Origin of the sequence: Polaromonas sp. (assembly GCF_030680935.1) — a bacterium.
GTDB lineage: Bacteria > Pseudomonadota > Gammaproteobacteria > Burkholderiales > Burkholderiaceae_C > Polaromonas.
The window spans coordinates 1-19,346 of sequence record NZ_JAUXUP010000075.1 but is presented as its reverse complement, the minus strand read 5'-3'; the positions used below and the strand labels follow the sequence as shown (position 1 = coordinate 19,346).

20 protein-coding genes, 1 tRNA gene and 1 pseudogene are annotated in these 19,346 nt (G+C 58.2%); 17 read left to right on the top strand and 5 right to left on the bottom strand.

Features of this window, described 5'->3' with window-relative positions; all coding sequences use genetic code 11:
* Positions 1–384 precede the first annotated feature (384 nt).
* The 17 genes from thrS (at position 385) to Q8L50_RS17740 (ending at position 14,858) form a co-directional block, all read left to right on the top strand.
* Positions 385–2,292, top strand: coding sequence for a threonine--tRNA ligase (gene thrS / locus Q8L50_RS17820; RefSeq protein WP_305349973.1), 1,908 nt, complete (start codon positions 385–387; stop codon positions 2,290–2,292).
* A gap of 87 nt (positions 2,293–2,379) precedes the next feature.
* Complete coding sequence (gene infC / locus Q8L50_RS17815) at positions 2,380–2,997, top strand: translation initiation factor IF-3 (protein WP_305349974.1); 618 nt, start codon at positions 2,380–2,382, stop codon at positions 2,995–2,997.
* Between the two features lie 206 nt (positions 2,998–3,203).
* Entirely contained in the window at positions 3,204–3,407 is a 204-nt protein-coding gene (gene rpmI / locus Q8L50_RS17810; protein WP_291014133.1) for a 50S ribosomal protein L35, read from the top strand.
* Between the two features lie 25 nt (positions 3,408–3,432).
* Positions 3,433–3,792 (top strand): 50S ribosomal protein L20, encoded by a 360-nt coding sequence (gene rplT / locus Q8L50_RS17805; RefSeq protein ID WP_305349972.1) that lies wholly within the window; start codon positions 3,433–3,435, stop codon positions 3,790–3,792.
* 147 nt (positions 3,793–3,939) lie between these two features.
* A complete protein-coding gene (pheS, locus tag Q8L50_RS17800) occupies positions 3,940–4,992 on the top strand; it encodes a phenylalanine--tRNA ligase subunit alpha (protein WP_305349971.1) in 1,053 nt (350 codons plus the stop codon).
* A gap of 19 nt (positions 4,993–5,011) precedes the next feature.
* Positions 5,012–7,438, top strand: coding sequence for a phenylalanine--tRNA ligase subunit beta (gene pheT, locus Q8L50_RS17795; RefSeq protein ID WP_305349970.1), 2,427 nt, complete (start codon positions 5,012–5,014; stop codon positions 7,436–7,438).
* A gap of 43 nt (positions 7,439–7,481) precedes the next feature.
* Positions 7,482–7,805 (top strand): integration host factor subunit alpha, encoded by a 324-nt coding sequence (locus tag Q8L50_RS17790; RefSeq protein ID WP_305349969.1) that lies wholly within the window; start codon positions 7,482–7,484, stop codon positions 7,803–7,805.
* Between the two features lie 272 nt (positions 7,806–8,077).
* A complete protein-coding gene (locus tag Q8L50_RS17785; RefSeq protein ID WP_305349968.1) occupies positions 8,078–8,566 on the top strand; it encodes a MerR family transcriptional regulator in 489 nt (162 codons plus the stop codon).
* A 37-nt stretch (positions 8,567–8,603) separates the two neighbouring features.
* Positions 8,604–8,680: transfer RNA gene (locus tag Q8L50_RS17780), tRNA-Pro, on the top strand.
* A gap of 229 nt (positions 8,681–8,909) precedes the next feature.
* A complete protein-coding gene (locus tag Q8L50_RS17775; RefSeq protein WP_305349967.1) occupies positions 8,910–10,148 on the top strand; it encodes an integrase arm-type DNA-binding domain-containing protein in 1,239 nt (412 codons plus the stop codon).
* An 11-nt stretch (positions 10,149–10,159) separates the two neighbouring features.
* Positions 10,160–10,444: a hypothetical protein gene (locus Q8L50_RS17770; protein WP_305349966.1), complete on the top strand. Its 285-nt coding sequence runs from the start codon at positions 10,160–10,162 to the stop codon at positions 10,442–10,444.
* A 106-nt stretch (positions 10,445–10,550) separates the two neighbouring features.
* Positions 10,551–11,423 carry a hypothetical protein gene (locus tag Q8L50_RS17765; RefSeq protein WP_305349965.1) on the top strand — a complete coding sequence of 291 codons (873 nt, stop codon included), beginning with the start codon at positions 10,551–10,553 and terminating at the stop codon, positions 11,421–11,423.
* A 116-nt stretch (positions 11,424–11,539) separates the two neighbouring features.
* Positions 11,540–11,821: an AlpA family transcriptional regulator gene (locus tag Q8L50_RS17760; RefSeq protein WP_305349964.1), complete on the top strand. Its 282-nt coding sequence runs from the start codon at positions 11,540–11,542 to the stop codon at positions 11,819–11,821.
* A 9-nt stretch (positions 11,822–11,830) separates the two neighbouring features.
* On the top strand, positions 11,831–12,496 hold the full coding sequence (locus tag Q8L50_RS17755) for a Rha family transcriptional regulator (RefSeq protein ID WP_305349963.1): 666 nt from the start codon (positions 11,831–11,833) through the stop codon (positions 12,494–12,496).
* 87 nt (positions 12,497–12,583) lie between these two features.
* Positions 12,584–13,099: a hypothetical protein gene (locus tag Q8L50_RS17750; RefSeq protein WP_305349962.1), complete on the top strand. Its 516-nt coding sequence runs from the start codon at positions 12,584–12,586 to the stop codon at positions 13,097–13,099.
* A 197-nt stretch (positions 13,100–13,296) separates the two neighbouring features.
* Entirely contained in the window at positions 13,297–13,974 is a 678-nt protein-coding gene (locus tag Q8L50_RS17745) for a hypothetical protein (protein WP_305349961.1), read from the top strand.
* A gap of 158 nt (positions 13,975–14,132) precedes the next feature.
* Entirely contained in the window at positions 14,133–14,858 is a 726-nt protein-coding gene (locus tag Q8L50_RS17740) for a hypothetical protein (protein WP_305349960.1), read from the top strand.
* 359 nt (positions 14,859–15,217) lie between these two features.
* On the opposite strand, the gene Q8L50_RS17735 is transcribed toward Q8L50_RS17740, so the two are convergent.
* The 5 genes and pseudogenes from Q8L50_RS17735 to Q8L50_RS17715 all read right to left on the bottom strand — a co-directional run.
* Positions 15,218–16,201, bottom strand: coding sequence for a recombination-associated protein RdgC (locus Q8L50_RS17735; protein ID WP_305349959.1), 984 nt, complete (start codon positions 16,199–16,201; stop codon positions 15,218–15,220).
* 122 nt (positions 16,202–16,323) lie between these two features.
* Entirely contained in the window at positions 16,324–16,869 is a 546-nt protein-coding gene (locus Q8L50_RS17730) for an NUDIX hydrolase (protein ID WP_305349958.1), read from the bottom strand.
* Between the two features lie 68 nt (positions 16,870–16,937).
* Positions 16,938–17,990, bottom strand: coding sequence for a TRAP transporter substrate-binding protein (locus Q8L50_RS17725; RefSeq protein WP_305349957.1), 1,053 nt, complete (start codon positions 17,988–17,990; stop codon positions 16,938–16,940).
* A gap of 184 nt (positions 17,991–18,174) precedes the next feature.
* Positions 18,175–18,870 (bottom strand): fumarylacetoacetate hydrolase family protein, encoded by a 696-nt coding sequence (locus Q8L50_RS17720; protein WP_305349956.1) that lies wholly within the window; start codon positions 18,868–18,870, stop codon positions 18,175–18,177.
* Positions 18,867–19,346 (bottom strand): annotated as a pseudogene (locus Q8L50_RS17715) (gentisate 1,2-dioxygenase); the annotation flags it as partial. The gene Q8L50_RS17720 and the pseudogene Q8L50_RS17715, both read right to left, overlap by 4 nt.

Genomic DNA, 19,346 nt, shown 5'->3' with positions numbered 1-19,346 from the left:
ACACCTTGCCCCGACTGCAATGGCACGGGTGAACTGCGCATTGACAGCGAAAACATCAATGAACACTTTGAGGTGGAAAAGCAGACGGTGATCACCGAGTGCCCGCGTTGCCTGGGCCTGGGTTTTCTGCTGCCCGGCACGCCCGGTGCGGCTTGACCGGAAGCTGACTTAAAATAGCGCCATGCGATTGAACAAACCGGAAACAGGAAGGACAGCTCGGGTTATGACACCGCGAACTACGACCGCGTCCGCAGTGAGGATTCGCCGGGGCGCCAGCCGCATGCCCAGGTGACTGATAGCTACTGAATCAATAGCCAACCCTCCTTTCATCCCAGTCAAAGCGCGGCAGTCACCGCGCTTTTCCATTTTCTGAGCCCGACCACCATGATCAAAATTACCCTGCCAGACGCCTCGATCCGTGAATTTTCCCAGCCCGTCACGGTGGCCGAGGTGGCCGCTTCGATTGGCGCTGGCCTGGCCAAAGCCGCGCTGGGCGGCAAGGTGGGCGGCAAGGTGGTGGACACCAGCTACCTCATCAGCAGCGACAGCCCGCTGGCCATCATCACGGCCAAGGACGCTGACGGCCTGGACATGATTCGGCACTCGACGGCCCACTTGCTGGCTTACGCGGTCAAGGAGCTGTTTCCGGACGCGCAAGTCACGATTGGCCCGGTGATCGAGAACGGGTTTTTCTACGACTTTTCCTACAAGCGCCCGTTCACGCCGGAAGACCTGGCGGCCATTGAAAAGAAGATGACCGAGCTGGCGGCGAAAGACGAGCCGGTGACTCGCCGCGTGTTGCCACGTGACGAAGCCGTCGCGCATTTCAAATCCATCGGTGAACATTACAAGGCCGAGATCATCGCCAGCATTCCGGCCAATGAAGACGTGTCGCTGTACCGTGAAGGCCAGTTTGAAGACCTGTGCCGAGGCCCCCACGTACCGAGTACCGGCAAGCTCAAATTTTTCAAGCTCATGAAGCTGGCCGGCGCCTACTGGCGCGGTGACCACAACAATGAAATGCTGCAGCGTGTGTACGGCACGGCCTGGGCCACCAAGGACGAACTGCAGCAGTACCTGAGCATGCTTGAAGAGGCGGAAAAACGCGACCACCGCAAGCTCGGCCGCGAACTGGACCTGTTTCACATCGACGAGCACGCGCCGGGACTGGTGTTCTGGCATCCGAAAGGCTGGACGGTGTGGCAGGGCGTCGAGCAGTACATGCGCAAGGTCTACCAGGACAACGGCTACCAGGAGGTCAAGGGGCCGCAGGTCATCGACAAGACGCTGTGGGAAAAAACCGGCCACTGGGACAAGTACCGCGAGAACATGTTCACGACGGAGAGCGAAAAGCGCGAATACGCGCTCAAGCCGATGAACTGCCCCGGCCACATCCTGATTTTCAAGCAGGGCATCAAAAGCTACCGTGATCTGCCGCTGCGTTACGGCGAATTCGGTCAGTGCCACCGCAACGAGCCCTCGGGCGGTTTGCACGGCATCATGCGCGTGCGCGGTTTCACGCAGGACGACGGCCACATTTTTTGTACCGAAGAGCAGATCCTCAAGGAATGCGTGGACTACACGACCTTGCTGCAGAAGGTTTACACCGATTTCGGCTTCAAGAACATCATCTACAAGGTCGCCACGCGGCCCGAGGCGCGCATCGGCTCCGACGAGAGCTGGGACAAAGCCGAACACGCACTGATGGAGAGCCTGCGTGCTTCGGGCTGCGAGTTCGAGATTTCTCCGGGCGATGGCGCGTTTTACGGCCCGAAGATCGAATACACGCTGAAAGACGCGATTGGCCGCCAGTGGCAGTGCGGCACCATGCAGGTCGATTTCTCGATGCCGGAGCGGCTGGACGCTGAATATGTGGGTGAAGATGGCGCCCGCCACCGCCCCGTGATGCTGCACCGTGCCATCGTCGGCAGCCTGGAGCGCTTCATCGGGATTTTGATCGAGGAACACGCCGGCGCGCTGCCGACCTGGCTGGCGCCGGTGCAGGTTTCCGTGCTCAATATCACCGATGCGCAGGCCGAATACTGTCGCGAAATAGCTAAAACGCTTCAAAATCAAGGGCTTAGGGTCAACCTGGACCTGCGCAACGAGAAAATTACGTATAAAATACGGGAGCACTCAATGCAAAAGCTGCCTTACATCCTGGTCGTAGGCGACAAGGAGAAGGAAGCTGGCGCGGTTGCTGTGCGCGCCCGGGGTAACAAAGACCTTGGCGTCATGTCGCTCGAAGCCTTCGTCCAGACGATTGCCTCTGACATTACCCAAAAAGCCTGATGGTTGACTTCATTGTGAGTCAAATCGGCTATTCGTCCTTGCTGGACGGGCGCAGGCCGCTATAGCTTTTATAGCAAGTTTTACAGGATTAAAACCATCGCTACTGAATTTCGTGACCGCCGCCACCGTGAAGAACGCAAGCACCGCTTGAACCGTGAAATCATGGCCCCTGAAGTACGCCTCACAGGGCCGGACAATGAGCCTCTTGGCGTTGTCAGCATCATGGAAGCCCTGCGCCTTGCAGGGGAGGCGGACGTTGATCTTGTTGAAATCTCCCCCACGGCTGTCCCGCCGGTGTGCCGGTTGATGGATTACGGCAAGTTCAAGTACGCCGAGCAGAAGAAGGCGGCCGAAGCGAAGTCCAAGCAGAAGGTGATCGAGGTCAAGGAAATCAAGTTCCGGCCCGGTACCGACGATGGTGACTACAACATCAAATTGCGCAATATCAAGCGCTTTTTGGAAGAAGGCGACAAGTGCAAGATTACCCTGCGCTTTCGCGGTCGAGAGATCACGCACCAGGAACTGGGCCTGGCCCTGTTGGCGCGTATCCGCGACGAGTTGGCTGATTTGATTGTGGTGGAGCAGTTTCCCAAGCTCGAAGGCCGGCAGATGGTCATGATGATCGCACCGGGCAAGAAGAAGGTGGCTGCCAAGCCGGCAGCGGCGCCTGCAGAAGCTGCGCCGGCTGCATCGACAAACGCCTGAGGGCGCTGTCGCAGGAAGGAATTGAATCTGCAGGTGTGGTTACCGGCAGGTTCTTCAGGGGGATGCGAAAGCATGTCCCGTGAGAGCAGGTCACACTGCTTTCCAAACGTGGCGACGTAAAACTCGCCACTACAAGTGGCTCGGGGCCATCAAGTCTGCGGAAGGTTCGCAGCGCCTCACGAGCACAAATGAAAAGGAGCATTTCTATGCCCAAAATGAAGACCAAGAGCAGCGCGAAGAAACGTTTTCGCGTTCGTCCGGGTGGTACCGTCAAGCGCGGCCAAGCCTTCAAACGTCACATCCTGACCAAGAAGACCACCAAAAACAAACGCCACCTGCGCGGTTCAGTCGCTGTTCATGAGACCAATATGGGTCACATGGCACAGATGCTGCCCGGCATGGGCATTTAATCAACGACGAACAAGGAGTACTCACATGCCTCGCGTCAAACGTGGTGTAACGGCTCGCGCCCGCCACAAAAAAGTTTTAGCCCTTGCAAAAGGTTTCCGTGGCCGCCGCGGCAATGTCTTCCGGATCGCCAAAGAAGCGGTGATGAAGGCCGGGCAATATGCCTACCGTGACCGCCGCACCAAAAAACGTGTGTTCCGCCGCCTCTGGATTGCACGTATCAATGCAGCCAGCCGTTCATTCGGCATCACCTACAGCCAGTTTGCCAACGGCCTGAAGAAAGCCGGTATCGAGATCGACCGCAAGGTGCTGTCCGACATGGCGATTCACGACAGCGCTGCGTTTGGCGCGATTGTGGACCAGGTCAAGGCCAAGCTTGCTGCTTGATTTTTGAGGCCCTGTCAGCTATTGAATTGATAGCTGGCTGTGCACAAAAGACGGGGGCTGGAGCTTGAAAAGGCTCTGGCCCTTTTTCTTTGTCCGGGTGACGCGCCGGTATGGCACGCGGACTGACTGGCAAATGACAAGAAATTTATGAACGAACTCGACGCTTTGGTGGAATCGGCAACAAGCAGCTTTGCGCAGGCCCGTACACCCGCTGATCTGGAAAACGCCAAGGCGCAGTTTCTGGGCAAGTCTGGCCGCATCACGGAATTGATGAAGGGTCTGGCGGCCCTGCCGGTGGAGGAAAAAAAATCCCGCGGTGCCGCCATCAACCTGGCCAAACAGGGCGTTGAAGCTGCCCTGATCGCGCGCCGGCAGGCGTTGGCCGATGCGGAGCTGCAACTCCAGCTCAAGGCAGAGGCGATGGACGTCACCTTGCCGGGTCGCCAGCGGTCATCCGGCGGCTTGCACCCTGTCTCTTTGACGCTGGAGCGAATTGAGGCCATCTTCGGCTCCATGGGTTTTGATGTCGCTGAGGGCCCCGAGATTGAAACCGACTGGTTCAACTTCACTGCGCTCAATACGCCTGAGGACCATCCAGCGCGTTCCATGCACGACACCTTTTATGTCGAGGGGGGCACAGAAACCGCCCCCAATCTGCTGCGCACGCACACCAGCCCGATGCAGATCCGCTACGCGGTGCAGCATGTCAAGACGCACCGTGCATTGATTGACGCCGGTGGCACGATGCCCGAGATCCGCGTGATTGCGCCGGGCCGCACCTACCTTGTGGACAGCGATGCCACCCACTCGCCCATGTTCCACCAGTGCGAAGGATTGTGGATAGGCCAGAACGTCAGTTTCAAGGACCTGAAAGTGGTGTTCACCGACTTCTGCCGCACCTTCTTTGAAAGCGACGATCTGGTGCTGCGCTTTCGGCCCAGTTTCTTTCCTTTCACCGAGCCAAGCGCCGAGATCGACATCCAGTTTCAGACAGGGCCACTGGCCGGTCGCTGGCTGGAAGTGGCGGGTTCTGGCCAGGTGCACCCGAATGTGGTGCGCAACATGGGCCTGGACCCTGAGCACTACATCGGCTTTGCCTTTGGCATGGGGCCGGACCGGCTGACCATGCTGCGTTATGGCGTCAATGACTTGCGGCTGTTTTTTGATGGCGATCTGCGCTTTCTCACGCAATTCCAGTAATTCATCGGACCCTATAAAAATGCAATTCCCTGAATCCTGGTTGCGCGAATTCTGCAACCCGCCCTTGACCACGCAGCAGTTGGCCGACACCCTGACGATGGCTGGCCTCGAGGTGGAAGACCTCAAACAGGCTGTGCCGCCCTTCAGCAAGATTGTGGTGGGTGAGATCAAGGAGGCCAAACAGCACCCCGGTGCCGACCGCCTGCGCGTGTGTCAGGTGGACGTGGGACAGGCCGCATTGCTCAACATCGTCTGCGGTGCACCGAATGCGCGCGTCGGTATCAAGGTGCCGTGTGCGTTGGTGGGTGCCGAGTTGCCACCTGGCGACGACGGCAAACCTTTTTTGATCAAGGCCGGCTTGCTGCGTGGCGTTGAAAGCCAGGGCATGCTTTGTTCGGCGCGCGAGCTCAAACTTTCGGACGACCATGGCGGTTTGCTCGAGTTGTCATCCGATGCGGCTGTGGGGCGGGACATCCGCGAACACCTGCACCTCGACGATATCCTGTTCACACTCAAACTCACGCCCAACCTGGCGCATTGCCTTAGAGTTTATGGGGTTGCGCGCGAAGTGGCTGCGCTCACCGGTTCGCCTTTGAAGGTGCCGGTATATCCCGCCGTCGCGGTGGGCGATGCAAGTAGCTTGCCCGTCAAGATCAGTGCACCAGAGCTTTGTGGCAGGTTCTCCGGTCGTGTGGTGCGCAACGTCGACACCAAAGCAGTGACGCCCGCCTGGATGGTGGACCGGCTTGCGCGGTGCGGCCAGCGCAGCGTGACGGCGCTGGTGGATATTTCCAATTATGTGATGTTCGAACTGGGCCGGCCGTCGCATATTTTTGATCTCGACAAAATTCATGGCGGTCTCGATGTCCGCTGGGGAAAGCCCGGGGAGACGCTGAAGCTGCTCAATGGCAACACCGTCACGGTGGATGAAAAAGTGGGCGTGATCGCCGATGCTGCGCAGGTTGAATCGCTGGCCGGCATCATGGGCGGCGATGCCACCGCCGTGTCTGACGACACACAAAACATTTATGTTGAAGCCGCTTTCTGGTGGCCCAAGGCGATTGCCGGTCGTTCACGCCGCTACAACTTCTCCACTGATGCTGGCCACCGCTTTGAGCGTGGCGTCGACCCCAGCCTCACTGTGGAACATATCGAACGCATCACCCAACTGATCATCGAGATTTGCGGTACCGCCGAAACCGTCTGCGGTCCGGTGGATGACCTGCAGGTCAATCTGCCACAGGCTTTGCCAGTTACTTTGCGTGTGGCGCGCGCGGCCAAGGTGATCGGCATGTCGCTGACCCAGGCGCAATGCCTGGACGCCCTGCAGCGCCTGGGTTTGCCGGTCACGCAAGGCGAGGGTACGTTGACGGTGCTACCTCCGAGCTACCGCTTTGATCTTCAGATCGAGGAAGACCTGATCGAGGAAGTGGTACGCATGGTCGGCTACCAGCAACTACCCGCCACGCCACCGCTGGCGCCCATCACCGCGCGTCTGCGACCCGAGTCGCAGCGCAGTGCCTTTGCCGTGCGCCGCGCGCTGGCGGCGCTGGGTTACCAGGAAACCATCAACTTCAGCTTTGTCGAAGAGCGCTGGGAGCACGAGCTGGCGGGCAACCCGAATCCGATCAAGCTGCTGAACCCGATTGCCAGCCAGATGAGTGTCATGCGCTCGTCGCTGATAGGCTCTCTTTTACAGGTGCTCAAGTTCAACCTGGACCGCAAGGCCAGTCGTATCAATGTGTTTGAAGTGGGGCGCGTCTTTTTGCGCGATGCAGGCAGCCAAAACACCGATACCACCGTCGCCGGTTTTAGCCAGCCCATGCGGGTGGCCGGCCTGGCGTATGGGGCGCGCGATACCTTGCAATGGGGAAGGTCCGACAAAGGCTGCGATTTTTTCGACATCAAGGGCGACCTTGAGGCGCTGCTTGCGCCGCTGAAGCCTGTATTCGCACCGGCGGTACATCCGGCCATGCATCCCGGCCGCTGTGCCAGCGTTTCCCTGGAAGGCGTGCCGGCAGGTTTTGTCGGCGAGTTGCACCCGCGGTGGCGCCAGGGCTACGAATTTCTGCAAGCGCCGGTTCTTTTTGAGCTGGCGCTTGACGCGCTGATTCAGCGACCGGTTGCCAGCTTCATCCCGGTGAGCAAGCTACAGCCTGTGGAGCGTGACATCGCCGTCATCGTGGCGGAGGCGGTCACCCATGCGGCATTGATGGCCGCCATCCATGGCGCGGATACACGCGGCCTGCTGAAGTCGGCAACGCTGTTTGACATCTACCGGCCGCAGCAAGCCAATGCCTCCATGCAACTTGGCGAAAAAAGCCTGGCCGTGCGCTTGGTACTTGGCAGCGACGACGCTACACTGACCGACGAACAAATCGAGGCGGCCATCAAGGCCGTGCTGGAAAACCTTGGCAGCACCGTTCAAGCGCGTTTGCGTGCCTGAGGTCCGGTCAGACATAACAACAGCCATCAGCGAGGAACGTGCCGTGGAATTTTCTGTCGAAAGTCTTGAGAGCCCGGCACTGACCAAAGCCCATCTGGCCGAGTTGTTGTTTGAGCAGATTGGATTGAACAAGCGCGAGTCCAAAGACATGATCGATGCATTTTTCGATCTGATCTCGGACAGCCTGGTCGAAGGCAACGATGTCAAGATTTCCGGCTTCGGCAATTTCCAGATCCGCACCAAGGCCCCGCGCCCCGGTCGCAATCCGCGTACCGGCGAATCCATTCCGATCCAGGCGCGTCGGGTGGTGACTTTCCACGCCAGCCACAAGCTCAAAGAGCAGATTCAGGGCCCTCCAGCGGCCTGATACGTCCGCAGGGTGCCGTCCCTTGCGCGGGGCTGGCGAGGCGGGTTCGATGCCCGACCGGCTACTTTTAGTCGTTCCGCGATCAGGCCCTGGCCTTGCGGCCTGATCCGGTCTTTCCGCCTCGAACCGCCATGAAGCGCAGATATTCGCAAGCGGCTTTTGGCCGCTACTTGTGACTAAACAACACATCCGTCCTTGTTGTTTGTAACTATTTGCACTATGTTTCTACTTAGAGTAGATTTGCAGCTTCATCTCATAGCGCATTGATTTAATTGGAGAAAACTCTCCCCCCCATTCCCGCCAAGCGTTACTTTACTATCGGTGAAGTCAGTGATTTGTGCGGTGTCAAACCTCACGTGCTCCGTTATTGGGAGCAAGAGTTCACGCAGCTGCGCCCGATGAAAAGGCGTGGCAACCGGCGCTACTACCAACACCATGAGGTGCTGATGATCCGCCGGATACGGGATTTGCTGTACGACCAGGGCTTCACCATCAGTGGTGCCCGCAACAAGCTCCAGGAAATTGTCCAGACCGAGCGCGACAAGCGGCGCAATGGCGAAGTGATGCTGGAAGGCGTTGACGTGATGGATGCCGGGGATTCCAGCCTGGAGGACTTTGGCGATTCGGTGGACACGGTCGATTTTGAAGACAGCGCGCCCGACATTGCGCAGCTGCCGGATGCCAGCGCGGCGCGGCAACGACTGCAATTGCTGCGCCGCGAATTGTTTGAAATTCGTGACTTGCTCAGTGCGACCTTCTGAAGCAGCGTCATCCGCCGCGCTATAATTCGTCCTTCGACGGTGTGTGGCGCAGCCTGGTAGCGCACTTGCATGGGGTGCAAGGGGTCGAAGGTTCGAATCCTTTCACACCGACCAGGAGTTAGTTTAAAGGCCTCTAAGTAGCGATACTCAGAGGCCTTTTTCATTGGTAAATCAAGGGCTTACGCTGCAACAGCGTACAAAGCCATCTATTGACTGCCAGCCCGACCCGGGGGTACAAACGGGGGTACAAGCAGTGGAATTCAGGAAAAAGCGGGGGTACAACCCCGTTTCTCCAGTGAACACCGATGTTTTGCACCCCCACCATGTACGGAGTTGTACCCCCATGCTGACCGATGCCCAATGCAGGAATGCAGTCTGCCCACCAGACAAGAAACAAGCCCGGTTTGCCGATTCAGGCGGCATGTATTTGCAGGTCAGTCCGGCAGGATCGAAGCGCTGGTTTCTGAAATACCGCATTGCCGGGGCTGAAAAGCAATTAGCCCTGGGCAGCTATCCCGATGTAAGCCTGACAGCGGCAAGAAAAGCCCGCGATGCGGCAAAGCTGGAAAAAAGCAAGGGCCGCGACCCGGTGCAGGTGCGCAAGGTAGAAAAGCTGAAAGCCCTGACCCCGGCGGGCAACACCTTCAAGGCGACCGCGCTGGAATGGTATGCAATGAAGCTGGATAGCTGGAGCAGTCATTACGCCATTCGTGAAAAGCGCAATCTTGAAAAAGACCTGTTCCCGTTTTTGGGTGAGCGCAACATCGGGGAGATTGAAGCCATCGAGCTACTGGCCACGGTGCGCAGGGTAGAAGAACGCGGGGCGCTGGATGTTGCCCACCGGGTATTGACCACGGCGGGGCAGGTGTGGCGTTATGCCGTGGCCACTGGCAGGGCACAGCGGGACGTGAGCACCGATATACGGGGCGCATTGAAGCCCCACCACGGCAAACACTTTGCAGCCATTACAGACCCGGTGAAGCTGGGCGAACTGATCCGCGTGATACGGGGCTATCAGGGCGGGCCGATTGTGCGGGCGGCGCTGCAACTGGCACCGATGTTGTTTCAACGCCCTGGCGAACTGCGGGCGGCGGCATGGACTGAATTTGATCTTGATGCGGCGCTATGGACGATTCCGGCGGCACGCATGAAGCGCAGTGTTGACGGCAAGCGCAACGGCGACCCGCATCAAGTGCCCTTGCCCACGCAGGCGGTGGAAATTTTGCGCAAGCTGCAACCGCTGACAGGACACGGCGCTTTAGTGTTTCACGGAGAGCGCAGCCACGACCGGCCTATCAGTGACAACACCCTGCGGGCGGCGCTGCTGACGCTGGGCTATGGGCCAGACGTGCAGAGCGTGCATGGATTCCGGGCCACTGCGCGCACGCTGCTGGCAGAGGAATTGAATATTGACCCGCTGGTGATTGAAGCGCAGCTAGCCCACGCGGTGAAAGATGCCAACGGGCGGGCGTATAACCGCACGCAGTACATGAAACACCGGGCGACCATGATGCAGCAATGGGCCGATTATCTGGACAAGCTGGCGCGGGGTGCTGACGTGATCCCATTCAAGGCTGCATAGGGAGATCAGATGTGAAATTCACCAATGAGTTTTGCGGACGTTTTTATTTTGCGTTTGACATGAATGGCGATGGCCTCACCACCATCTCTGACATATGGATGTTGTTCAAGAACTTGTTCTTGATTCCATCAAAGGCGATTGCTGAACTAATCGCGCATCTTCCAAAACTTGCATCATTTTTTGAGATGGATTGCTGGACTGGCGATGGCGGCGGAGGCGCAATCTTTTCCGCGCTGGTGTGGTTTGTCATCTTTGTTACGACGGTCGATGCCGTTCAGAATTCTTCTCGGAATTGAATTTGGATTAGCCACGCCTAGCCACGGAGTAATTGCCTGTGGTGAAAACCGGGACACCCTGACCCGGCGGCGCTGGTTTTCTTTCAGGTGCGAGACAGGGAACGCTATGGATGAAGAATTTTTGGCAAAGCACGACCGAGCGAGAATTGAATGCAAAGTCAACGCTTTGAAATCCGTCAACAAGATGGACTTGCCCAAAGTGGTCGCCATTTCTGATGACTCATTCTCGGGGCTGGGTCTCAAAACTACCCGTTATGCCTGCAAAGTTCTGGAAAGTCTGCGCGAAGCACACGGCGACAAGTTACCGCATTTGATTGGACTATCGCTACGTGAAATTTGGTATGCCCTGTTTGATGCTTCTGGCTATATCGCTTTGATGAAGGCCGAAGGTGCCATGGGCGACAACGACTACATGCAGAAACTTGCTACAGCGGAAGGGTACGGTGAGAACGAAGGGATCGCCTGGACGCTTTACAACCAACTAAGTGAACTTGTGGAAAGTAAGGAGCAGGCGACATTTCGAGACGGTACGCCATTTGAAGAACGCCTATCCCTTGGCGATATTCTCAAAGGTGCGGCGATGTACTGGTTTGTAGCCGCCGCGAATTCGTACCGTGTTGGTGACGTTGTCGGTGCATTCGACTGGCTCAGTGAAGCGCAAGACGCGCTCTTCTTGGCGAATGGAAACTACATGTGGGACGAAGGCGCGAAGCTGGAGCGCGAATCAGCCATGGCGAACTCTGCCAATGCTGTAACTGCGGCGCGTACCGCCCTGGCAAAAGCAGCGGCACAGGCGCGACACACGGAAACCCGCAACATGAAGGCGGACGTTTTCGACTGGCTGGATGTCCACATGACCGAGTTCAAAAGTATGGATGCAGCAGCGCAGGCAATCATCAAGCAACAACCTGTCGTTTTCAGAACTGCGCGCGACTGGGTTGGTGACTGGAAGAAGCTACGGTCTGCGGGCACACCGTAGCCCCAGCGGGTGCGGCGTAGCCTTTGCGGGCAAGCCAAAACCTCTGCTAGCAAACCTTGCGGCAAGCCAGCAAGCAGGATTCACAGCGCACTCCTGAAATCTGAGACTAGTCCCAATTGGCAACAACTGCCAATGCACTACAGGGGCTTTTAATGCAAATTCTCAGAATGCCAGCCGTCAAAGCTGAAACCGGACACCGTTCCCACGCAAGCATTTACAACGCCATCAACGCGGGGCTTTTCACCACCGGGGTGGCCATCGGGCAACGCTCGAAAGGCTGGCCATCAGAGGAGGTGCAAGCCATCAACGCGGCGCGCATCGCGGGCAAGTCAGAGGCTGAAATCAGGGATCTGGTGAGCCGCCTTCACGCGAAGCGGGCCGAACTGGCCACGGCTTAGGGGCTGGCCATGACCGACACCACGCACGGCGTAAAGCCGACCAGCGCGCAACCCTGTGAGCTGACGCTGACCACCACAAAGACGGAAACCCGCGTCGATACCCGTTTGATGGCAATGCACCTGGGCAACCAGCACCGGCATGTCATGGCCTTGATTGAAAAGTACGCTAAATCGTTTGTTGCGTTCGGTAAGGTGCTTTTTCAAAGAGCATCTTCGCTGGACAGTGCCACGGGTCAGCGCGAACGCTTTGCCCTGCTGAATGAGGATCAAGCCTTTTTCCTGCTTTCCTTGTCGCGTAACAGTGACCGGGTGGTCGACCTCAAGGTGAAGCTGATTCAAGCCTTTAGCGAGGCACGCAGGGCAGCCGACCAGCGACAGGGTGAGTACCTGCCTACTTATCACCAGCTCCATGACGTGATTCATTCGCTGGCGTGTGAATCAAGCAATGAAAAGTTTGTCCACATGAACGTCAACAAGCTGGTGAATAAGGCTGCGGGGGTAGAGGCTGGCCAGCGTGCAGCCCTGGCGCTGCCCCAGCAATCCCTGCTGATCGTGGCTCAGGCGGTGGCTGCAAACGCCCTGAGAGGCGCGGCAGACCACCACGCGGGGTATGAGCGGGTCAAGCAGTCTTTGCAGGCCTTGGCAGCCGTGACGCAACTGGAGCACCGGCCATGAAGCCCTTGCAGGCGTTTTGCTTGCGGCTGTGGCTGTTGCCTACCTCTGCCTGTTTTGCTTCGCTCAGGCGGCGCTGGAGGGCCTTGCATGGGTCGCGCTAACTTCAAAGGCAGCAAGTACACGGAACCCTTTGTCGGGATCGTGCGCAGCGTGTTTGAGTGCCCGGCGTTTACCGCGCTCAGCGCACACGCCTGCAAACTGCTGCTGGAGCTGGCCGGGCAGTATCGCGGCGATAACAACGGTGACCTGACGGTGGCATGGTCAGTGGTGAGCAAACGGGGCTGGAGGTCACGCACAACGCTGTGGCGTGCAAAGAGCGAATTGATCGAAGCCGGGTTTGTGTACGTGACGCGCAAGGGCCGGATGCCAAGCACTTGCGAGCTGCTGGCCCTGACCTGGTTTCCGCTGGACGTTTCAAAGAAGTTTGACCATGAGGCATTGGCAGCGTTCAGGGCCAAAGCGTATCGCGTCAACACGCCATTGCCCATGCCGACCGTCAAAACCAAGCCTGACTGGACGCAGCCCAACGGCGGGCGGGCACCTCTGGAAAAACGCAGTGCTTTGTCCACCTCTGAAACCTGCGCAGAGCTACAAGTCCACTAGGGAAACAATGCCGACCCTGAAACCCCGCCTATCGTTTCACAGATGGACTTGCAGGCCACTTTTGTGGGGCTTTGATTGTTCCTCTGGTGGACACCTTTATAGAGAAGCCATTCTCTGTTCTCACTCTTTCATGTATCCCTGCCCCTCACCCGATGGCGGGCGCCCGTCAAAACACGCAGCAACCCTCAAGGAGCAACATGGCCACGACCAAGAAACCAGCCCCAGCCCTTAAAAAGCCCAAGACCGCAAAACCTTATGTGATGACCACGGCAGACAAGGCGCGTATGGCCGTAAAGCCATCCATGAACGGCGCGGCGGTGATTCTGGCTTATCAAGGCAACATCATGGGGAAGGATGCCGATATAAACGCTTTGATTGAGCGGCTACGGGACACCTTCACCGAAGTCAAGGGCGGCGATCTGCACACCCTTGAGGCCATGCTGATAAGCCAAGCAACGGCGCTACAAACCATCTTCACCAGTCTGGCACGCAGAGCGCAGGATCAGGAATACCAAAAGAACCTGGAGGCGTTTTTGACGTTGGCCCTGAAAGCGCAGGCACAGAGCCGGGCGACCATATCGGCGCTGGTGGACTTGAAGTATCCCCGGCAAGCCACGTTTGTGAAGCAGGCCAACATTGCCAATGGGCCGCAACAGGTGAACAACGGCGGGGCTGCTGGCGCTGATCCCGCGCAGTACGCGCAGGCGCGCACGCACGCGGAAAAATCCGCACCCGAGCAAAACAAACTATTGGAGGCAGAGCATGGGCAACCCGGCAAAAGGATGGACACCAGAGCGGCGCAAGCGGCAGAGCGAAGCTATCAGGCGGTGGAAACCGTGGAGCCAGTCCACCGGGCCAAAAAGCCCCGAGGGTAGGGCGGTGGTGGCGCGGAACGCCTGGAGGGGCGGCCACTGGCTGAAACTGCGGCAGGCCGTCAAGGCTTTGAATCAGGCTATGCGGGAGCAGCAATTTTGGCTAAAGTGAAGGTCAACCTGAAAGCGGCGGGCAGGGCGGGAGTCACGGAGGATTCAATGTGAAGAATTTAATTTTGGTTTTGGTTGTGGGGTGCTTTTGCGGTGGAGCAATGGCGCAAGACCCGTCTGTCGCTTGCATTCAACAGCTAGGCGGGGATGATCGGCTTCAATCGCTTTTTAAAAAGGCCCCGCTAGACATTAGTAAAGGGCAGCCGCTTGAAGTGTTGGCAAACCAGTCAAAGGCCACTGCAAAAGAGAAGGCTGCGCTTTCAATATTGGTTTCAGAGCTTGATCGATGCACAGAGCTGGGTGCAGACTGGCGGAAACAAAACTATCCTGCATCGATCAATGGCTATGGGAATACTTACCAGTCTTTTTTGAGATCGGCGATTGCGGAGCTATATGCGGGAAAGCTGACTTTTGGTGACTTCGCGAAGGCCCGTGACAGAGAACTTACAGAGTTATTGAACAAGGTGAGTCAAGAGGTGCAGCAAATTCAGGCTCAGCGTGCTGGGGAAAAACGGCAGCAAGAGCAAGCGGCTAACGCTGCGGAGGAGCAGCGCAGGGCAGCGGCGCGAAGGTCAGCGGATCAAGCAGAGGCACAACGCCGGTATGAGGAGCAGCAAGCTATGCAAGCCGAGGAGTCGAGGCGGCAGGCCACACTGCAATATTTGTTGAATCAAAGGCAAGTGCAGCCATACCAAGTACAACCTTATCAAATACCCATCCCAAAAACGACCAACTGCACTACCTTTGGCGGTCAGACGAATTGCATCACGCGCTGAACGAATATTTTCGATATGACGTGGGATCGAAAAGCATTGGGGGCATATCGTCTGCGGCGGGGCGTCTAGGGTAGAGGGGGGGGTGAAAGTCGGGCGCGTCGTAGTGCTGGAAACCACACCGTATCTCACGCAGAGAAAAAATCCCCCGTTTGAAAACAATCAAATTCAATCAAACCAAAAGGGGGGTATCAAACCCAAAGCGGGGGTACAGACGGGGGTACAAACCGGCTTTTGGTTTTCAGAAACCTAGCATTCATGCGGGTTCCAAGGCATTTTTCAAGCGGTTTCACAACCAGATACGCCAGTGACAACTGGCCAGAAAAGCCCGCATCAAGCGGGCTTTTTTGTGCCCGGCGGGGTTATGCCGCAGCCAGCTCCGGCACAGGGTTGGCGCCATTTGTACTGGATGCAGACGCCTCACGGGCCAGCTCTCCGCCCAGAGCTTCCAGCAGGTCGGGAATCAGTACCGCCAGTTCACCGGTCAGGATGGCTGCATCGGCGTCGAAACCATCGTCGTCCTTGCCTTTGTCCTGCATGCCGTCCAGCACCACATCGAGCAGCTTGAGTTTTCTGACCTGCGCCGCGTCGGTGAGCACAAACGACACCCGGTCGTTCCAGGTCATCGCCAGCTGCGTGGGCACCTTGCCCGCTGCGATATGTTCTGCCACTTCGTCAATCTCCAGCGTATGCCGTGAATAACGGACCGTCGACTTCTGGTCATCAGGCATCTTCAGTTCGCAATCGCGGTCAATGGTAAAGCCGACCGGCGCTTCCTGGCTGGCCAGCCAGTGCGCCATGGCGGTGGCGGCCGACATCGTGGTTTGCACCGGTCTGGCCATCAGTCCGGGTGACGAACCAGGGACCTGGCTGAGTACCTCCAGCAGCTGGCTCACCACCTTGTCGGCACCCGTAAGGCTGCCTGAGTCAACTACCAGAAATTTGTTGACCGGGTCTATCCACAATGTAGTGGATGAACGTTTGGTGAACGCGCGTGGCAGCAAGCTGTGAATGGCTTCTTCCTTGAACTCTTTTTTGATCTTTGCGCCCACCCGCTCGTGACCGGTTTCCTGTTTGTATTGTTCAATACGTTGCTCAACCGCGTCCTTGATGGCCGAGGCCGGCAGGGGGCGTCGTTCGGTACAGAGCCGCACAATCAGCTGGCCCCCCACTTTTTCAGCGAGTACCGTGCTTTTGTTGCCGCGCGGCGGCACCCAGCCGCTGGACTCTGGCTGGGTGGCGCCGCAGGGCAGGAAGTGGCTGGCCTGAAGTGCTTCCTCCAGCGCTTCAGGCGGTGGGAGAGTGAAATCGTCGGCAATGCGAAAAAAGGAAGCGGCTTTGAACATGAAATCCTGGGGGTGAGGTGGCTGACAGGGCGGGCGTAAAACACGCTGCACAAGAGTGGCGGTGTTGGCCTGCTGGTAAATTGTAGGTGGCGTCTGATGCTGACGGCGCACTTGCAATCAGATCATGTGACGTCCAGCACATGGACGCCATAGGTGCCCTTGCGGCGATCCGCAAAGTAGCAGCTCAGCGTTTCCTTCACCGTTCTGAAGGCCAGCTCGTCCCAGGGGATTTCGGCTTCGGTGAAAAGTCGGGCCTCAATGGTTTCATGACCGGGCTTGAACTGATCACTGAGCAGTCTGGCACGGTAAAACAGATGCACCTGGCCGACGCGCTCGACATTGAGCACGCTGAAAAGGTCCTCCATTTCAAACCGCGCGCCAGCCTCTTCGTCGGTCTCGCGCGCGGCGCCCTGTGAGGTGGTCTCGTTGAGTTCCATGAAGCCGGCAGGCAATGTCCACTTGCCCCAGCGGGGTTCGATATTGCGTTTGCACAGCAGCACACGATCACCCCAGTGCGGCACGGTGCCGACCACATTGAGCGGGTTTTCGTAGTGGATGGTGCCGCAGGCCGGGCAGACGGCGCGTTCCTTCAAGTCCCCATCGTCGGGCACCCGATACACCACGGCGTTGCCGCAGTTTTTGCAATGTTTGATCGGGCTGCGGTACATGCAGTCAAGTGTAGATTGAGAGTAAAAAAGGACTCCTGCGGGAGCCCTTTACATGGACGTGGGCCGGATCAGGTTTTGGCGGTCTTGCCGTGTTTCTCGATCAGGGCGCGGGCTGTGTCGAGCAGTTTTTTGCCGTCGAAGCCGCGCTTGTTCATGTCCTCGACCCACTCGACTTCGACCGCGCGTGACTTGCGGCGGAACTCCTGCGCTTCAGTTGCGCTGAGCGTATAGATCGTGTTGCCCCGGTCGCTGGCGCTCTTGCGACCTATGCCGTCGTTGCCCTGCTGCGTTTTGCCCAGCCAGGCGGACGTTGCCATGCCTGAGTTGTTGTCAATCACTTTCTTCAGATCCGGGGCCAGTGAGCTGTACTTGGCCTTGTTCATCGCCATCACAAAAGTGGTGGTGTACAAGCTGCCGCCGGCGGGGTCAAATTCTGCGTGGAATTTGGTGAGCTCGTTGACTTTGACCGAGGGCACAACTTCCCACGGAATCACGCAGCCTTCAATCGTGCCTTTACTCAGCGCATCGGTGATGGCAGGCAGGGGCATACCGACCGGTGTGGCGCCGAGTATGCCCATCAGCTTGGTGACCTGGCGGGTGGGCGCACGCATTTTCAGGCCGCGCATGTCTGCAATGGACTTCACTGGTTTTGCAACGGTGTGAATGACGCCAGGGCCGTGTACGTGAAGCGCAAGCACCTGCGTGTCCTTGAATTCATCGGGCGCCATCGTCTGCACATACTCCCAGTAGGCTTTGGAGGTCGCCTCCGCGTTGGACATCATGAATGGCAGTTCAAAGGCCTCAATGCGTGGAAAACGGCCCGCCGTGTTGCCCGGCAGGGTCCACACCACATCCACCACACCGTCTCTGGCCTGGTCGTACAGCTGTACCGGCGTGCCACCCAGCTGCATCGCCGGATAGGCCTCGAACTTGATGCGTCCGCCCGATTCTTTTTCGACCTTCTCCATCCAGGGTTTGTGCATGCCCAGCCAGACGTTGGACGTCGGTGACATGAAAGTGTGGAACTTCAGGGTCACGGCCTGCTGGGCCAGGCCTGACAGCGCAGGGGCGCCCAGGGCGGCTGCTGCGCCGGTTTTGAGAAGAGTGCGTCGCTGAATCATGTGTGGTCTCCGGTAAGGTGCTTCGAAAATAAGGCAGGATGAATGGTTTGAGAACCCGTGATTGCCCTGAGCATGCGAAGTTACTGATGTACTTTACAAGCCATAGCGGGGCGCCCGGGAAAATCCGCAGCAGGGTCGATCAGCAGATCGCCTGTCCGAACGCCGCACAGGCGAGCCAGAACGCTCAGGCCACCTTGACGGTCAACGTGCCCAGGCCCTGCACCTCGCCCACCATGGTGTCGCCGGACACCACCGCCGCCACACCTTCGGGCGTGCCGGTGTAGATCAGGTCACCGGGCTGCAGCTCCCAGGCGGCCGACAGATGTTCAATGGTCTCGGCAATGTTCCAGATCAGTTTGGACACGTGGCTGCGCTGGCGGTCCTTGCCACCGACCTGCACATACAACTCGGCGTTGGCCACATCGCCCGCCTGTGCTGCTGGCGTGATCGGGCCGATGGGGGCCGAGTGATCGTAGCCCTTGCCGATGCACCAGGGTCGGCCCTGCTTTTTCATCTCGCCCTGCAGGTCCCGGCGCGTCATGTCCAGGCCCACGGCATAGCCGTAGACGTGTTTGTGCGCATCTGCGGCCTTGATGTTTTTGCCACCGGTGCCAATGGCTACTACCAGCTCGATCTCATGGTGCAGGTTGCTGGTCAGGCTGGGGTAGGGGATGACGCCGGTCTGGCCGGCCTCCACCGCCACGATGGCATCTGCCGGTTTGAGGAAAAAGAAGGGCGGTTCGCGGCCGGTGAACCCCATCTCTTTGGCGTGTTCTTCATAGTTGCGGCCCACGCAGTAAATGCGGTGCACGGGAAAGCGCTCAGTGGTACCGACCACGGGTACCGACACGGTGGCGGGTGGGGGAAAAACAAAACTCATGACAACCTCTCTTCTCTGTGTATGCCCAGTGCCTGATGCACCGGACGGTCTGAAAAACTGAAAAGCACACAACCTTGCGCGGAGCGCAACTGGGCGGTGTGCCACGACGGAACTACAAAATGGTCGCGCGGGCTGAACTCAAAGGTTTGCGTGTGCCCTGCATGCTCGACCACTACCGAGCCCTGGCCTTCCACCACGCTGTACACCGCGCCGTCGGTCTGGCGCCAGGGCTTGCCTGAAAAACCGGCTGGCAGGCGTTGCATGAAGGTGGCCATGGTGGGCATGGGCGATCCACCGTTGGCCGGATTCACATAACGCAGCTTGACGCCGTCCCAGGCGTCGATCGGGGCCTGTTGCTCCAGCGTGTACAAGGCTTCGCGCGTTCGCTCGTACGGGTAGCTGAAAATCGGCGAAGTCTGGCCAAACGGTGCGTCGTAACGCACTGGCAGCATGTTGGCGCCGTATTGCTGGTAGCT

Coding starts and splice junctions, on each gene's coding strand:
- thrS (WP_305349973.1), top strand. CDS start 385: ATGATCAAAATTACCCTGCCAGACGCCTCGATCCGTGAATTTTCCCAG.
- rpmI (WP_291014133.1), top strand. CDS start 3,204: ATGCCCAAAATGAAGACCAAGAGCAGCGCGAAGAAACGTTTTCGCGTT.
- rplT (WP_305349972.1), top strand. CDS start 3,433: ATGCCTCGCGTCAAACGTGGTGTAACGGCTCGCGCCCGCCACAAAAAA.
- pheS (WP_305349971.1), top strand. CDS start 3,940: ATGAACGAACTCGACGCTTTGGTGGAATCGGCAACAAGCAGCTTTGCG.
- pheT (WP_305349970.1), top strand. CDS start 5,012: ATGCAATTCCCTGAATCCTGGTTGCGCGAATTCTGCAACCCGCCCTTG.
- Q8L50_RS17775 (WP_305349967.1), top strand. CDS start 8,910: ATGCTGACCGATGCCCAATGCAGGAATGCAGTCTGCCCACCAGACAAG.
- Q8L50_RS17765 (WP_305349965.1), top strand. CDS start 10,551: ATGGATGAAGAATTTTTGGCAAAGCACGACCGAGCGAGAATTGAATGC.
- Q8L50_RS17755 (WP_305349963.1), top strand. CDS start 11,831: ATGACCGACACCACGCACGGCGTAAAGCCGACCAGCGCGCAACCCTGT.
- Q8L50_RS17750 (WP_305349962.1), top strand. CDS start 12,584: ATGGGTCGCGCTAACTTCAAAGGCAGCAAGTACACGGAACCCTTTGTC.
- Q8L50_RS17745 (WP_305349961.1), top strand. CDS start 13,297: ATGGCCACGACCAAGAAACCAGCCCCAGCCCTTAAAAAGCCCAAGACC.
- Q8L50_RS17735 (WP_305349959.1), bottom strand. CDS start 16,201: ATGTTCAAAGCCGCTTCCTTTTTTCGCATTGCCGACGATTTCACTCTC.
- Q8L50_RS17730 (WP_305349958.1), bottom strand. CDS start 16,869: ATGTACCGCAGCCCGATCAAACATTGCAAAAACTGCGGCAACGCCGTG.
- Q8L50_RS17725 (WP_305349957.1), bottom strand. CDS start 17,990: ATGATTCAGCGACGCACTCTTCTCAAAACCGGCGCAGCAGCCGCCCTG.
- Q8L50_RS17720 (WP_305349956.1), bottom strand. CDS start 18,870: ATGAGTTTTGTTTTTCCCCCACCCGCCACCGTGTCGGTACCCGTGGTC.